This is a genomic window from Ruegeria sp. BHSA163 (assembly GCF_059613365.1).
Map to the genome: position 1 here is coordinate 1 of NZ_JBXWSJ010000081.1, position 14,807 is coordinate 14,807.

The window sequence follows — 14,807 nt, forward strand, 5'->3', positions numbered from 1 at the left end:
TCCAGTGCCTCGCGGCCGCGCTCCAGCAACAGATCGGCCGAGGCCGACCCGGATTGAGACCAAAGAGCCTGTAATTGTCGATCCAGCCCGACCGCCTGCTCCGGAGTGGCCTGCGCTAACTGCGCAAGCAAGGACGATTCATCGCGCAGATCAGCTTGCTGGGCCAAAGACATGGTGGAATACGTGACTATCGCAGCAATTGCCGCAACGATACCTTTGAGATTGGTGATTGCAATGCCCATAACAATGGTCAGTGTAGCGTTGCCGTCGGGGATGTCCATTCACGGCGCACAAACAAAATGAGGAACACCATGAGCGACACTTTGGAAAAAGCCGCAGCAGCATTGAATGAGAAGCTGTCAGGCGGTGAATTTGACGCTTCCGCTAAATTTGCTATCGCCGACTTGGGCGCTATTATTTTGGATGCAGACGGCGCACGGGTCAGCGATGAAGACGCTGATGTGACCCTTAGTGCAGATGCAGATACCTTCGAGCAAATCCTCAGTGGAGAGATGAATCCCACTGGAGCATTTATGTCAGGCAAGCTGAGCGTGGACGGAGACATGGGAATTGCTATGAAACTTGCGTCGGTGTTAGCTTGATGAGCTTGTCGCCGGCCCCTTTTTTTGAAGACGTGGCCGGCGAGCCTGCCGGTGGTAAAGCGCATTGGCTGCAAACTCCAGACGGGATAAGGCTGCGCGTCGGCCACTGGCTTCCCAAAAATTCTCCAAACGGTACGGTGATGATGTTTCCCGGCCGAACAGAATATATTGAAAAGTACAGCAGTACGGCTGGTGATTTCATTGGTCGAGGATTTGCTTTCGCGGCAATAGATTGGCGCGGTCAGGGTCTTTCTGATCGATTGTTGGACGACCCTCGTGTCGGACATGTGGATAACTTTCGTGATTATCAGCAAGATGTTCAGTCAATGCTGGAGCTTGCTTTTGAACTCAAACTGCCAAAACCATGGTTCGTAGTCGGGCATTCTATGGGTGGCGCAATTGCGCTGCGGACCATTCTGGATAACAACAACTTTTCCGCCTGCGCATTTACCGGGCCGATGTGGGGTATCTTTTTTACTCCGCTCATGAAACCCCTTAGCCGATTGACGGCCTATTGGGGACCTAGGGTCGGCCTTGGTGAAAAGACGCCACCGACGACATCGCTTGAAAGCTACGTCATTTCGCAACCTTTCGAAGGCAATGTGCTGACCCGCGATCCGGTGATGTATGAGATGATGCAGGACCAACTAAAGGCGCATCCCGAGCTGGCCTTGGGTGCTCCGTCGACCATCTGGTTGCGTGAAGCCCTGGACGAATGCGTCTGGCTGATGGAACAGTCAGCTCCGGACACCCCGTGCCTGACATTTCTTGGCAGTCACGAGCAGATCGTAGACCGCAAAGCAATCCGAGCGCGCATGGCAAACTGGCCCAACGGGACATTGGTCGAAATACCTGATGGTGAGCATGAGGTATTGATGGAAGCGCCTGATGTCCGAGGCCCCATTCTGGACCAAATTGCGGCGCATTTTGTGGCATCTTGCCAGGGGCTGAAACCAGAGCCTGCGCTATCCTGATGATCACGGAAATATCAGGCCGCTTGTGATCTAAGCAACCTACGCTTAGATGTTGGCAAATCACATTATTTCGAGGTGTTCTATGCGCGACCTTCCCTTTCCCGTACGTGACGCAAATGCCGTCGGCGGCGCTGACAATCTGGGCAATCTGCCGGAATGGGATCTGACTGATCTGTATAGCTCGGAGGAAGCACCGGAGCTGTCGCGTGATTTAACATGGCTCGAAGCCGAGTGCACCGCGTTCGCCCGAGATTATGATGGTAAACTGGCTAATCTGGATGCCGAGGGCCTGCTGACTTGTGTGCAACGCAATGAAAGGATCAGCGCAATTTCCGGTCGAATAATGTCGTTTGCTGGTTTGCGTTACTACCAGCTAACGACGGATGCCGATCGCGCTAAATTCCTTTCGGACATGCAGGAAAAGGTTACTATTTTTACGACTTCACTCGTGTTTTTTACTTTGGAAATCAACCGTATAGACGATGAAGTTCTAAAGAAGATGTTCGCGACCAATGCTCAACTTGCACGTTATGAGCCTGTGTTCCGCCGCATCCGCGCAATGAAACCTTACCAATTGTCGGATGAGTTAGAGAAGTTTCTGCACGATCTGGGAGTCGTCGGCGACGCTTGGGAACGGCTGTTTGACGAAACTATCGCTGGGCTTTTGTTTACTGTCGATGGACAAGAGTTAAATATCGAAGGCACACTCAATCTGTTAACCGAACAGGACAGAACAAAAAGAGAAGCGGCTGCGCGCGAACTCGCCCAAGTCTTTCAAAGTAATATCAAGACCTTTGCACGCGTTCATAACACGCAGGCCAAAGAAAAAGAGATCGTTGACCGTTGGCGCAAAATGCCGACTGCGCAGACCGGTCGTCACCTTTCGAACGATGTTGAACCCGAAGTTGTCGAAGCTCTACGTGAAGCAGTCGTCGCCTCGTACCCCAAGCTCAGCCATCGGTATTATGAACTGAAGCGAAAATGGCTCGGGCTGGACGTGATGCAGGTATGGGACCGTAACGCGCCCCTTCCGATGGAAGATACTCGCACCATTGGTTGGGAAGAAGCTGAAAAAACCGTTATGGATGCCTATTCATCGTTCGACCCCCGCATGGCTGAGATAGCTACACCATTTTTTTCGAAAGGTTGGATCGACGCCGCTGTGAAACCAGGTAAGGCTCCGGGGGCATTCGCTCACCCAACAGTCACCGACGTTCATCCTTACGTTATGCTCAACTATCTGGGCAAACCTCGCGATGTGATGACTCTGGCGCACGAACTCGGCCACGGAGTGCATCAGGTTCTCGCCTCCGACCAAGGTGAGATGCTATCGTCCACCCCATTGACGCTGGCCGAAACGGCTTCTGTTTTTGGTGAGATGCTGACCTTCCGCAAAATGTTGGATCAAGCTGAAACGGCAGATCAACGTAAAATACTTTTGGCGGGAAAGGTTGAGGACATGATTAACACCGTTGTCCGCCAGATCGCCTTTTACGACTTTGAATGCAAACTACACGCCGCCCGACGAGAGGGCGAGTTGACCCCTGACGATATCAACGCCCTTTGGATGAGCGTTCAGGCCGAAAGCCTTGGTCCTGCATTCGAATTTATGGATGGATACGAGACGTTTTGGGCATATATCCCGCACTTCGTACATTCTCCTTTCTATGTCTATGCCTACGCGTTCGGCGATGGGTTGGTGAATGCTTTGTATTCGGTCTACGAAAGCGGCGCAGACGGGTTCGAGGACAAGTACTTCGAAATGTTGCGCGCTGGTGGATCGAAACATCACAAAGAACTGCTCGAACCATTTGGTCTGGATGCCACTGACCCTCGGTTCTGGGAGAAAGGCCTTTCTATGATTTCGGGCTTTATCGACGAACTTGAAGCAATGGAATCGTAGATTGGATTGGGGCGGCGCGATAAACGCTGCCTCAGTCACTCGTCCGATTTATCTTTTGTTGTCAGGAAGATCGCAAAGACAATCAATCCAGCGCCTACGACGGCGGGGACAGTAATTGAAGCGCCAAGAAATACTGCAGAATTAATGAATGTAAAAATGACCGAAGCTGCAAACAGCAAACTTGCTGTCAGCGTCGATAGGCGTGCAGCAGCTTCGTACCACAAATAGTAAGCAAGCGCGGTTGGAAAAACACCGAGCAAAACCAGAAATACCAGATCCTTGGCCGTGGGAACCTGCATCGTTACAAAAGAAAGCGGAGTCAAAAGGACGGCAGAACACAAAAAGATGCCAAACAGAAAATTTAACCTTTCCTCGGTGGACTGAGAGGACTGCATTGCGCGACTGCTGGAAATCAAGAAAACTGCCCAACTTATTCCCGCTCCGATCTCCATGAGGTCACCGACCAAAGGTTCGCCACCACCCCGAAAGTCCTGATAAACGGTCAAAGACACGCCAAAAATGGCCAAGACCGTGGCTAAGATTTCAATTCGTCCAACTGTTGTTTTGGCAAAAAAGAATAAGAAAACTAACACAAAGAACGGAGCGGTGTTCTCTAAAACCATCGCATTCGCCGCGCCGGTATGTTCGAGCCCAACGTGAAATAAAATGTAATTTACGACGGTTGCAACGACAGCCAATAGGAAATTTCGATCAGAAAACCCTATATTTATTGGCGATCGCATGATCCGTAAAATGAGCAGAATGGCAAAAGCCGCGATGAACAACCGCAAAACGGCAATCTGCATTCCATTCAAATCTGCCGTCAAATAGCGAACAATAACGCTGTGGGTGCCCCAAAGAAAAGCCGCCGCAAAACCCAGAAACAATCCGCTTTGCCGCCACAAGAGGGAGTGATCAGAAGTCTCTTTCAATACCCAGCCCCCTACCTTAGTTGGCTGTCCTTTGATCCTCGACGGTTGATTCCGCCCCGTGATTTGAATACCCCGTCACGTTCCTTTTGACATTCGAGGCAAAGTTTAACGCCCGGCAACGCAAGACGTCGTTTTTTCTGGGATCGGCTCATCGCAGTCCGCACAGTGCGACAGGCTTTCCCCAACGGGTCGCTTCTGCGCTTGCATTCTAGCTAACTCATCCGAAATCGAAGCTTCAATTTGTTCGCTTACCGCGCCGTCGCGCGCCCAGCCACCAGCCATTGTTCGCCTCCAGAAAGGATAAGTAACAACTTAGGCTGCCCACCGCGGAGATGGCAAGAGGTTGCTCAGAGTTGCCTAGCGACCTCAAAAACCTGGTCAATCACAACCTGCGTGCCGCGAGCAAACTCCAGAGAACATGGGTAGCCTACCCCATCCCTTACCGAGCGACCAAACGCTTCGACCTGCAGTTTGTAGTGGTCGTCGCCGGGAAAGCGGAATACCTGCAATTCGAGTCCGTGGCGGTGCAATTCCACTCGCGCTTCGCCAAAAACACGTGCATTGAAGGGGGCAGTCAGGCGAATAACACCTTTGTCACCATGAAACTCCATGGCCTGATTTGGATGCATGCGCGTTGAAACATATGTGGAGTACGTAAAGCCCGGGAAACGGGCATTAATCTCGGTAAATGTATCGACGCCATTCTCCCAGCGTATGGAAGATCGAATTTCGTCAGGTTCTTGACCGGTTACATAACGGGCGCTGCCGATGACATAAACACCTATGTCACGCAATCCACCGCCACCGGTTTCCGGGCGATTTCTGATGTTGCCTGTGTCAGCGCGATTATCGTATGTGAAAACCCCTGAGATATGGCCAAGTTTTCCAATCTCTCCTTCGGAAACCAGTTTTCGCACCAGTTGCCATTGCGGATGATGGACGATCATGTATGCCTCGGCCGCCAGCAATCCGGTTTGATCTCGCTTGGCAATTAGTTGGTCGAATTCCTGCGTCCGCATTGTCATTGGCTTTTCACACAAGACATGCTTGCCTGCCTCCATGGCCTTAAGGCTCCATTCGACATGCAAGTGATTTGGTAATGGGATATAAACCGCTTCTATTTCGGGGTCCGCAAGTAACGCTTCATAGCTATCATAAACCGTCAAATTCGAGCAAAAATTCTGAAACGGCTTTGCTTTGGCCGGGTCCGATGTGGCCAGCCCCATAAGCTGAGCACCATCGGCAGCATGAATTGCGGGTGCCATAAACTGACGAGCGAATTTTGAGGCTCCGAGCACCCCCCATTTAACAGGCTGTTCCATGAATACCCTCCTTCTGCGGCTATGTCGCTAAATGTTAGCGCTAGCGTTTCTTTATTCGTATGGCAATCACTGAGTAACCGTTAACTAAATTTTCCTGCCGTAAACTCGAAAAAACCGGCCCGATTAATATCGGACCGGCTTTCAATGGATTTCAAGCGAAACCTCAGACTTTGCTGAGCATTCCCTTTTCACGAGCCAGCTCACGCATCTTTTTCTGAAGCTTTTCAAAAGCCCTGACCTCGATCTGACGGATGCGCTCGCGGCTGACATTGTACTGAGTGCTCAACTCTTCAAGTGTAACCGGCTGATCCATCAGGCGACGCTGAGTCAGAATGTCCTTTTCCCGGTCATTCAGAACATCCAGTGCCGCAGTCAGCAATTCACGGCGGGCTTCAAGCTCGTCCCGCGCTTCGTAATCGCCCGCCTGATCGGCATCTTCGTCCTCCAGCCAGTCTTGCCATTGCATGCTGCCCTCGCCCTCGGACCCAACTGTCGCGTTCAGCGAGGCATCACCACCAGACATGCGGCGATTCATGCTTATGACTTCTTCTTCGGTAACTCCTAAATCGTTCGCAATTTGGGTGACGTTCTCGGGACGTAGATCACCCTCTTCCAACGCGCCGATACGCGCTTTGGCTTTGCGAAGGTTAAAGAACAGCTTTTTCTGTGCCGAAGTTGTCCCTAGCTTAACCAGAGACCAGGATCTAAGGATGTACTCTTGGATCGAGGCCCGAATCCACCACATGGCATAGGTCGCCAGGCGGAAACCTTTCTCTGGGTCAAAGCGTTTAACCGCCTGCATCAAGCCAACGTTGGCCTCGGAAATCACCTCAGCCTGCGGAAGGCCATAGCCGCGATAACCCATGGCTATTTTAGCCGCCAAACGCAGGTGCGACGTAACCATTTTGTGCGCCGCTTCCGTGTCTTGTTCTTCAACCCATCGCTTGGCCAGCATGTATTCTTCCTCTGGCTCCAACAAGGGAAATTTGCGGATTTCCTGCATATAGCGGTTCAGACCACCTTCGGGGGTCGGCGCGGGAAGGTTTGAGTAATTTGCCATTTATTTCTGCCCCTTGGACAAATGTTTAAGCCCTTAACATGGGATATGGGCACCAGACCCATGACATTCAAGAGGAACTGGTAACAGTATGCGATTAACCTTTGATAAAGAAAAGCTGAGATCGCCTATATCACGCGTCTTTGCGAATTATGACGATTGCTGACGCAGCGCGTCCAACAATGACTGCATATCCTCAGGTAAATCTGCCTCAAAACGTAAAATTCCTCCGTTAACCGGATGTTCAAATCCCAATACGGCAGCATGAAGGGCTTGGCGCGGAAAGTCGCTGATTGCCTGAGTTGTTGCTTCATCAAAGGCCCGAGTCGCCAGTTTCCGCTTGCCCCCGTAAACCGGATCACCAATCAGGCTGTGGCCTGCGTGAGCCATATGCACCCGAATTTGGTGCGTTCGCCCTGTTTCAAGCCAGCATTCAACAAAAGACAATACACTAGGTGACCCAAACGTCTCGACCACTCTGGCACGTGTCACTGCGTGTTTGCCACCATGAAACAAGACAGCCTGTTTTTGCCGGTCGGTTTTGTGCCGAGCCAATTGAGTAGTTAACCGCATTATGTTGCCGGGTTCAAAACTCACACCTTTTACGCCTCTCAGACGTGGGTCGTTGGCGTCTGGCACGCCATAGCAGACTGCGCGATAATAGCGTTCGACAGTGTGTGCGTGAAACTGTGCCGCCAATCCATGATGAGCGGCATCTGATTTAGCAACAACCAGCAAGCCGCTGGTATCTTTGTCTATTCTGTGAACGATACCTGGCCTTTTGACTCCACCAACACCTGACAAATCTTCTCCGCAATGGTGCAGCAGCGCGTTAACGAGAGTCCCATTCGAAGATCCGGGGGCCGGGTGCACAACCATCCCAGCCGGTTTGTTGACTACGATCAGATCGTTATCCTCAAACACGACTTCTAATGGTATGTCCTCGGGCTCTATATGGCTCTCCTCAGCCTCAGAAACTGCGACCGAGACAATTGAACCTTCAGCCACTTTAGATTTGGGGTCGTCGATCACCTTTCCGTTAACCGATACAGCACCCTCTTGGATCAACCTTGCTAACCGGGTGCGCGAGAGGTTTTCACCATCTGGTACATCCCGGGAAAGCGCCTTATCAAGGCGGGGCGGCGGCGTGGCCGCGATATGAAACTCTATCAGGCGGGTGCCCATGTCTGTCCCTTCCGACCCTCTTGAACCCCAGGAAACACCTCAGCTGCGAACGCTGCGACGCATGGTCATGTTGTTGACTGCGGTTATGATTGGCGGCGTTTTATTGACATTCGCGTTGATTGTCATCCGCTTGTCGGACAGAACCCCCACCCTGCCCGACCAAATAGAATTACCTGATGGCGCCCGGGCTGAGGCACTTACAATCGGCAGTAACTGGTATGTCATTGTAACGAATGACAACCGTATCCTAATTTTTGACAAAACGACGGGGAATTTGCGTCAGGAAATTCCAATGCAATAGCTATATGCGCTGGAAGACCGGTCACTGGTCAGCCAAAATTGGCCGAGCACCGGATAAATCAGAGGAAATTCTAATTGCACGTGTCAGTGACTTGGTTTGGAATCGATCACTGTCCGCAAGAAACCGTGCAGGAACAGTGGTAGCCGCAGAAAGCGCCTGTACCAGCGGCAAACCTACCTGCTCGGTCAGAACCCTTAACGCAGTTGTCAGATCAAGGTCTGCTCCGGCCAAAGTACCATCTGACAGCGTTAGCCTGCCGCTTTCTCGCTGAATAAGCCGACCTTCCAGCTGGAATTCAGTAAGTTTCGTTCCAGCGACCGCCATTGCGTCACTAACAAGGAATATCTGCCCCGGCCCGCGCTTGGCCAACCATGCGGCGCGCATTGTTTCGGGGTGAACGTGGACGCCATCCGCAATCAAACCCGCAAAGATACCACCGTTTGACAGGACCGCGCCGACCAAACCCGGCTCGCGACTGCCCAGTTGGCTCATGGCGTTGAAAAGATGCGTTGCACATCTCGCGCCAGCGCCCGCAAAACTAATGCAAGTATCAAATGGTGCATCGGTATGCCCCAATGAGACCACAACTCCGGCCTGCGACAAAACTCTGACCTGATCCGGTGTCGTGCTTTCTGGCGCCAAAGTCACCATCAGCGTAGGCAATTGCTCAGCAGCATCAAGGATCAAATCAAGGTCCGCGGGCAACATTGGCCGGATCAGGGCGGCATCGTGGGCCCCTTTTCGGCGTTGGGACAGATGCGGTCCCTCTAGATGAAGCCCCACAACTCCAGGCACGCCCTCTTTACAGGCTTGGATCGCCGCATCAACTGCGGCCCGCGTCTTTTCTGGCGTATCGGTTATTAAGGTTGGCAATATTGACGTCGCACCCAAATCCCGGTGCGCTGAGGCTATGATAGCCAAAGACTCGACCGAAGGATCATCATTGAACATTACCCCACCACCGCCATTGACCTGTAGGTCAACGTATCCTGGACTTAGGATATCACCCGCCAGATCTTCTACGCGGTCCTCCGCGGACAGTTCGGTTTCCGGAAACATCTCATCCCAGATCCCGTTTCGGAATCGAACAGCGTACCCGAATAACAGGGTTTCGCCGTCAAAAATCTGACCTCCGGCAAAAGTTATCGAGTCCGGTCTCATACCGTTTCTGTCACTTTTCGCAGGTGGCGTGGTGCATCAGGGTTTATTCCACGTTCAGTAGCAACCTTTTCGACCATTCCGTAGAAAGAAGCGATTGTTGGTATCGGGTCTGTGATCCAGTGCGACGTTCGCACATGCGGCAAAACTGAAGCCCGCTTTACCTGGCTGGTTGTGGCAAAAACCTGCGCGCCCTTTTCAGCCAACGTATCTGCGACCTCTGCCAGATTGGCCTCCGCCGCATCGCCCGAGGCTAGTGCTAAAACCGGAAAACCCTGATCAACGATAGATACCGGTCCGTGCAGAACCTCCGCGGACGAATAGCTTTCTGCGTGAATTTGGCAGGTTTCCTTAAATTTCAGTGCAGCTTCGTTTGAAATCGCCAACGACGTACCGCGCCCAAGCGTAAACAGAGATCGGTCGCTCACGGCGGTTGCCGCAACGCTCCAGTCACAAGCAATAGCAGCAGACAGGTCTTCCGGCAGCCCACGTATGGCCCGCAACAAATCTTCGTCCCGTTTGACCTGCGCCAGCAACCACAATCCGGCAACCAGCGAAGTAACGAAAGTTTTGGTGGCCGCCACGCTTAATTCGGGTCCTGCAAAGATCGGTAACGTTGCCTTCGAGACTTGTGACAGTGCCGATCCAGTCTCGTTGGTGATTGCCACCGAATAAGCACCGCCTTCTGTCATAGATCGCGTCAGCTTAACGATATCCGGGCTTTGTCCGGATTGTGACACCGCGATACAAACCGCATCCTCGCAGCGCATATCAACACCATAGATCGATTTGACCGAGGGTCCGACTGACGCCATAGGCAACCCAAGCAACAACTCGGCAGCGTATTTGAGGTAGCTGCAGGCATGATCCGAAGATCCGCGCGCCACCGAGATCAGAAAGCGTGGATTTCGGTCTTGGATTTCACTTGCGGTTCGAGAGACAAGTTCCGCACCTTCGGTTAATAGTCTTTCAACGGCGACGGGTATCTCATTGATTTCCCGCCTCATTTGCGTCGTTTCTTTGTACATGGCCCCAGGCTTTCAGTTTGACAGTCGCAGCTCTGCCACGAAGTCGTAGGCATCACCGTGGTAGATTGAACGTGTGAGTTCGGCCACACGCCCGCTTTCCAGATACGAAGTTCTTTGGATACGAAGCCCGGCTGTTCCTTCGGCGACATCCAAAAGTTCAGCCTCCGGAGCTTCTAGGTTGATTGCAGAGATCTTTTGAATTGCCCTGACTGGCCGAAACCCTGTTTTTTCCAGAACTGCATAAAGCGAGCCGGTAACCTCAGTTGGGTTGGGTAAAATGTCCAACGGCAATGCCGCACGTTCCAACGCCATCGGGCGGCCACCCGCTTCGCGCAGGCGATGAATTCGGGCGACCTGCTCATTCGCAGATAGACCCAACGCCATCATCTCTTCCGGGGACGGCAGAAAAATTCCTCTCTCGAGCCAAGTTGACGTCGTCTTTAGGCCCCGTCGTTCCATATCTTCGGTAAACGAAGTCAAATGCGATAACGATTGCTCAACTCTCGCCACGGGTTCACGCACAAATGAACCCGATCCCTGACGTTGTTCAATTGCGCCTTTTCGCACCAATTCTTGAATGGCCTTGCGGACGGTGACTCTGGAAAGATCCGTCAGTTCTGCAATTTCTCTTTCAGGCGGCAACGAGCTGTTGGGCGGTAAAATCCCTTCTTCAATTCCTTTCTCAAGCCTTTGACGCAATTGCACATAACGCGGGCCGGAATTTTGGCCCAGCCACCCCTCCGGGCGCAGGAAATCAGCGATGTTCACTTTCGATCTCCTCCAGAAACTCGCGAGCCAAAGCAATCGCACCCGAAAGTGGATCGCCTGCAGGTTCGACTAGTTCAGATTGCATTATGGTGGGCAGATAAGGTCCAAACCGTGGCCCAATTCCGCCGGTAAGGCAGATCGGCATCCCGGCAACCCAACCCATTTTGGTCAAACGCCCTGCTAAATGATCGGCCCCATCCTGCAGAATTTTTTTGGCCAGCTCATCCCCCTGATCCGAGAATTCTGTAACCACAGGGGCAAGCGATCCAAGTTCATACGGCGTCATTTTTGCCGCAACCTGCACAATCTCCGCAGGCCCGCCAAAACGGGACAAAAGCTGGGTCGCCATACCTGATGATCCATTTAGCCCATCTACGCATTCCAACGTCTCGGACAAAGCGCGGCGCCCGACCCATTGCGCAGACGCCTGATCGCCGAGAACCGGCCCCCAACCGCCAGAGAACCGCCGACCACCAGACAGCTGCGACGCAAGAAACGAGCCTGTGCCGCAATGCGCAACGAACCCCTCGCCCTCACCCAACGCACCGCGCAATGCCGCAGCGCGATCATCTTCTATCTTAATTCGATCAAATGGAAGCGCCTGTGCAAGCTTCCTTGCAATCGCCTCTCCAGTTATCCCAGCCAAACCCATGTAAGTTGGCGCCCTAGTTAGGGTGCTCACCTCATGGCCGGATTCCGCGGCCAACACTTGCAAACCACCCAACAACTCGGCGCAAGCCGCCTCAAAATTGGTCGATACGTTGGCCGCGCCCACCTCAACCCTGCTGATGACTTCACCTTCAATCGCAGCAAGGCGGCAACGCGTCCCCCCTCCATCGACAGCTAAAATAAGAGTGTTGATAGGCTGTGTCATAATAAGACCTATATAATACCTTTCTCAATAATAGAAGTCCTAATTGCAACCAAATTCGGTATTTTTGGCAAAATAACGCAAACTTCTCCGAAATAAACAAAATGGTAGACTAATGGTATCTAAAAGGTATGATGTACGAAGCCAAAGGGGGAATCACGTGACCAAGCCAGTGACAGAGCAACTGCACCAGCACGCAAAAGGTTTGGACACTCGACCACTGATCGAGGTCGCTGAACTCCTCGCCAATAGCCAAGCAGAAGCCGCGCGATCGCCCCTGGAATCCTTGGGGCCAATTTGCAATGGCGCGAGAGCAATGGCAAAAACTATCCGCTCAGGTGGAATTCTACGGTACCTGGCCGCCGGCTCGTCCGGGCAAATGGCGGCGTCAGACGCGCTGGAACTTGGTGGGACATTTTCCATCCCGTCAAAACAAATTCGGATCCATATGGCCGGCGGTCTGCCGACAAGCCCGGAAATGCCTGGCGACGTCGAGGATGCCGCCGACTCGCTTAGCCAAGAACTGAAGAACCTTTCAAATGCCGACACTGTGATCATGGTTTCGGCCAGCGGCACCACGCCTTATACTATTGAGGCGGCAAAAATTGCTCGTACAGCTGGCGCGACAATAATTGGCATTGCTAACAATCCGGACACGCCATTGCTGCGAATGGCGGATCACGCCATTTTACTTTCCACCCCACCCGAGTTGATCTCGGGTTCGACGCGCATGGGCGCGGGAACCGCGCAGAAGATTGCCTTGAACATGCTGTCCACCCTGATGGCCGTGGAACTTGGTCATATTCAAGACGGCATGATGATCAACCTGCGCGCAGACAATGACAAGCTACGCGATCGAGCAAACGGGATTGTGTGCCAACTGACTGGCGTGACGCCAGACAGCGCCAATTCCGCACTTATGGCGGCTGACGGCAATCTCAAAAACGCTATCCTTTTGGCCGCCGGTGCCGACTCAGTAAAAATCACGCAAAAGTTGTTAGACGAATCCGGCGGCCACCTGCGCCCCGCATTTGAGCAACTGACCAAAGCCAACGAAACAACCAACCTGGGAGTAAACAAATGAAACGCAAAATTCTAAGCCTTGCCATGATGAGCACTGCACTTGTTGCAAGTGCCGCCTATGCTCAGGAAGCTACGCTAACGATTGAAAGCTGGCGAAACGATGACCTTGCCTTGTGGCAAGAAAAGATCATTCCGGCATTCGAGGCTGAAAATCCCGGAATAAAGTTGGTGTTTTCGCCGTTTGCACCCACAGAATACGATGCCGCTCTGAATGCCAAGCTAGAGGCCGGCTCTGCCGGAGACATCATTACTTGCCGCCCATTTGACCGATCGCTCGGCTTGTATGAAGGAGGGCATTTGTCCGATCTGTCAGACCTGTCAGCGATGTCGAATTTTTCAGACGTGGCAAAGGCAGCTTGGCAAACCGATGACGGATCTGCCACATTTTGCGTTCCTATGGCATCGGTGATTCATGGTTTCATTTACAACAAGGATGCCTTCAACGAGTTGGGAATTGAAGAGCCAACAACCGAAGCCGAGTTCTTTGCAGCGCTAGAGAAAATTAAGGAGGACGGCACTTATATCCCGATGGCCATGGGCACAAATGACCAATGGGAGGCGGCAACCATGGGATACAACAATATCGGCCCAAACTATTGGAATGGTGAGGAAGGACGTTTGGCGTTGATCGAAGGAACTCAGAAGCTGACTGATCCACAATGGGTTGAGCCATATGCGACGCTGGCAAAATGGAAGGACTATCTCGGCGATGGTTTCGAGGCACAAACTTATCCTGACAGCCAGAACCTGTTCACTCTCGGCCGTGCTGCCATCTACCCGGCGGGCAGTTGGGAAATATCCGGCTTCAACACGCAGGCTGATTTCGAAATGGGCGCTTTCAAGCCCCCGGTCCAGAACGCTGGCGACACATGCTATATTTCAGACCATACGGATATCGGCATAGGCATGAACGCAGCCACAGAAAACGCCGAAGCCGCCAGGACGTTTTTGGCTTGGGTCGCTTCTCCTGAATTCGCGAAAATTTTTGGTAACGCTTTGCCAGGTTTCTTCCCTCTGTCCAATGAACCGGTGGAGCTGGAAGATCCGCTTGCAAAGGAATTCGTAAGTTGGCGCGGCGATTGCGAAACAACCATTCGATCCACTTATCAAATTCTATCACGCGGCGAGCCAAATCTCGAGCTTGAGACATGGAACGCATCCGCCAACGTCATAAGAGGCGCAGAGACGCCTACCGACGCTGGTCAACGCCTGCAGGATGGACTGGCTAGCTGGTATGCACCGCATCAGTAAAGCCTGACAACTGAACCTACCGGACGCGGCACTTGGTTTCGCGTCCGGACCCCTCTCCCGGAGTTCCTCATGCAGACGCGCCGCACTAGATGGCATATCGCCGTTTTCCTTGCACCTGCCGTGCTGGTTTACACCGCGGTGATGATCTTTCCTTTGTTCAACACGTTACGCCTTGCGCTGTTTACAGAGGTAGATCAAAGCCGTGTTTACGTCGGCTTTCAGAACTTCCGAACTCTGTTTTTCGATCCGCTCTGGTCCGAACAATTCTGGAACGCACTAGGCAACAATTTCTGGTTCTTCTTGATCCATATGCTCGTTCAGAACCCAATTGGGGTCGCACTTGCAGCGCTGTTGTCTCACCCCAGATTGCGC

Annotated in this window: 14 protein-coding genes and 3 pseudogenes; 7 read left to right on the forward strand and 10 right to left on the reverse strand. The window is 52.5% G+C overall.

Annotated features, from left to right (window positions below):
* A pseudogene (locus tag AC2FNV_RS21890) lies at positions 1 to 281 on the reverse strand (tetratricopeptide repeat protein); the annotation flags it as partial.
* Between the two features lie 30 nt (positions 282 to 311).
* Here AC2FNV_RS21890 and AC2FNV_RS21895 point away from each other — a divergent pair.
* From AC2FNV_RS21895 to AC2FNV_RS21905, 3 genes are all read left to right on the forward strand, one after another.
* Complete coding sequence (locus AC2FNV_RS21895) at positions 312 to 602, forward strand: SCP2 sterol-binding domain-containing protein (RefSeq protein WP_170475611.1); 291 nt, start codon at positions 312 to 314, stop codon at positions 600 to 602.
* A complete protein-coding gene (locus tag AC2FNV_RS21900; protein ID WP_170608301.1) occupies positions 602 to 1,576 on the forward strand; it encodes an alpha/beta hydrolase in 975 nt (324 codons plus the stop codon). The genes AC2FNV_RS21895 and AC2FNV_RS21900 overlap by 1 nt, the downstream gene beginning before the upstream one ends.
* 82 nt (positions 1,577 to 1,658) lie before the next feature.
* A complete protein-coding gene (locus AC2FNV_RS21905) occupies positions 1,659 to 3,479 on the forward strand; it encodes a M3 family oligoendopeptidase (protein ID WP_170608303.1) in 1,821 nt (606 codons plus the stop codon).
* A gap of 35 nt (positions 3,480 to 3,514) precedes the next feature.
* Here the strand turns inward: AC2FNV_RS21905 and AC2FNV_RS21910 are convergent, their stop codons facing one another.
* The 5 genes and pseudogenes from AC2FNV_RS21910 to AC2FNV_RS21930 form a co-directional block, all read right to left on the reverse strand.
* Positions 3,515 to 4,411, reverse strand: a complete 897-nt coding sequence (locus AC2FNV_RS21910) for a DMT family transporter (RefSeq protein ID WP_170608305.1) — start codon at positions 4,409 to 4,411, stop codon at positions 3,515 to 3,517.
* Between the two features lie 11 nt (positions 4,412 to 4,422).
* Positions 4,423 to 4,693, reverse strand: a pseudogene (locus AC2FNV_RS21915) (DksA/TraR family C4-type zinc finger protein).
* 65 nt (positions 4,694 to 4,758) lie between these two features.
* Entirely contained in the window at positions 4,759 to 5,733 is a 975-nt protein-coding gene (locus AC2FNV_RS21920) for a Gfo/Idh/MocA family protein (RefSeq protein ID WP_170608307.1), read from the reverse strand.
* A gap of 163 nt (positions 5,734 to 5,896) precedes the next feature.
* A complete protein-coding gene (gene rpoH / locus AC2FNV_RS21925; protein ID WP_170475623.1) occupies positions 5,897 to 6,793 on the reverse strand; it encodes an RNA polymerase sigma factor RpoH in 897 nt (298 codons plus the stop codon).
* Positions 6,794 to 6,940: 147 nt separating this feature from the next.
* Entirely contained in the window at positions 6,941 to 7,975 is a 1,035-nt protein-coding gene (locus AC2FNV_RS21930; RefSeq protein ID WP_170608309.1) for an RluA family pseudouridine synthase, read from the reverse strand.
* On the opposite strand from AC2FNV_RS21930, the gene AC2FNV_RS21935 reads away from it, so the two are divergent.
* Positions 7,974 to 8,276 carry a DUF6476 family protein gene (locus AC2FNV_RS21935; protein ID WP_170608311.1) on the forward strand — a complete coding sequence of 101 codons (303 nt, stop codon included), beginning with the start codon at positions 7,974 to 7,976 and terminating at the stop codon, positions 8,274 to 8,276. The two genes, AC2FNV_RS21930 and AC2FNV_RS21935, sit on opposite strands and share 2 nt — an antisense overlap.
* Before the next feature lie 21 nt (positions 8,277 to 8,297).
* Here the strand turns inward: AC2FNV_RS21935 and nagA are convergent, their stop codons facing one another.
* From nagA to AC2FNV_RS21955, 4 genes are read right to left on the reverse strand one after another with little or no spacing between them, the layout of a single operon-like run.
* Positions 8,298 to 9,437 (reverse strand): N-acetylglucosamine-6-phosphate deacetylase, encoded by a 1,140-nt coding sequence (gene nagA, locus AC2FNV_RS21940; protein WP_170608312.1) that lies wholly within the window; start codon positions 9,435 to 9,437, stop codon positions 8,298 to 8,300.
* Entirely contained in the window at positions 9,434 to 10,462 is a 1,029-nt protein-coding gene (locus tag AC2FNV_RS21945; RefSeq protein ID WP_170608314.1) for an SIS domain-containing protein, read from the reverse strand. The genes nagA and AC2FNV_RS21945 overlap by 4 nt, the downstream gene beginning before the upstream one ends.
* 12 nt (positions 10,463 to 10,474) lie before the next feature.
* The gene (locus AC2FNV_RS21950) at positions 10,475 to 11,230 is read right to left on the reverse strand and encodes a GntR family transcriptional regulator (protein WP_170475633.1); all 756 of its coding nucleotides are present in this window, start codon (positions 11,228 to 11,230) and stop codon (positions 10,475 to 10,477) included.
* The gene (locus tag AC2FNV_RS21955) at positions 11,217 to 12,104 is read right to left on the reverse strand and encodes a glucosamine kinase nucleotide-binding domain-containing protein (RefSeq protein WP_170608316.1); all 888 of its coding nucleotides are present in this window, start codon (positions 12,102 to 12,104) and stop codon (positions 11,217 to 11,219) included. Before AC2FNV_RS21955 ends, AC2FNV_RS21950 begins: the two co-directional genes overlap by 14 nt.
* Before the next feature lie 157 nt (positions 12,105 to 12,261).
* Between AC2FNV_RS21955 and AC2FNV_RS21960 the strand changes: the two genes are divergently transcribed.
* The 3 genes and pseudogenes from AC2FNV_RS21960 to AC2FNV_RS21970 form a co-directional block, all read left to right on the forward strand.
* Entirely contained in the window at positions 12,262 to 13,185 is a 924-nt protein-coding gene (locus AC2FNV_RS21960) for an N-acetylmuramic acid 6-phosphate etherase (protein ID WP_496774507.1), read from the forward strand.
* Positions 13,182 to 14,435: an ABC transporter substrate-binding protein gene (locus AC2FNV_RS21965; RefSeq protein ID WP_170608320.1), complete on the forward strand. Its 1,254-nt coding sequence runs from the start codon at positions 13,182 to 13,184 to the stop codon at positions 14,433 to 14,435. Before AC2FNV_RS21960 ends, AC2FNV_RS21965 begins: the two co-directional genes overlap by 4 nt.
* Positions 14,436 to 14,504: 69 nt before the next feature.
* Positions 14,505 to 14,807: pseudogene (locus AC2FNV_RS21970) on the forward strand (sugar ABC transporter permease); the annotation flags it as partial.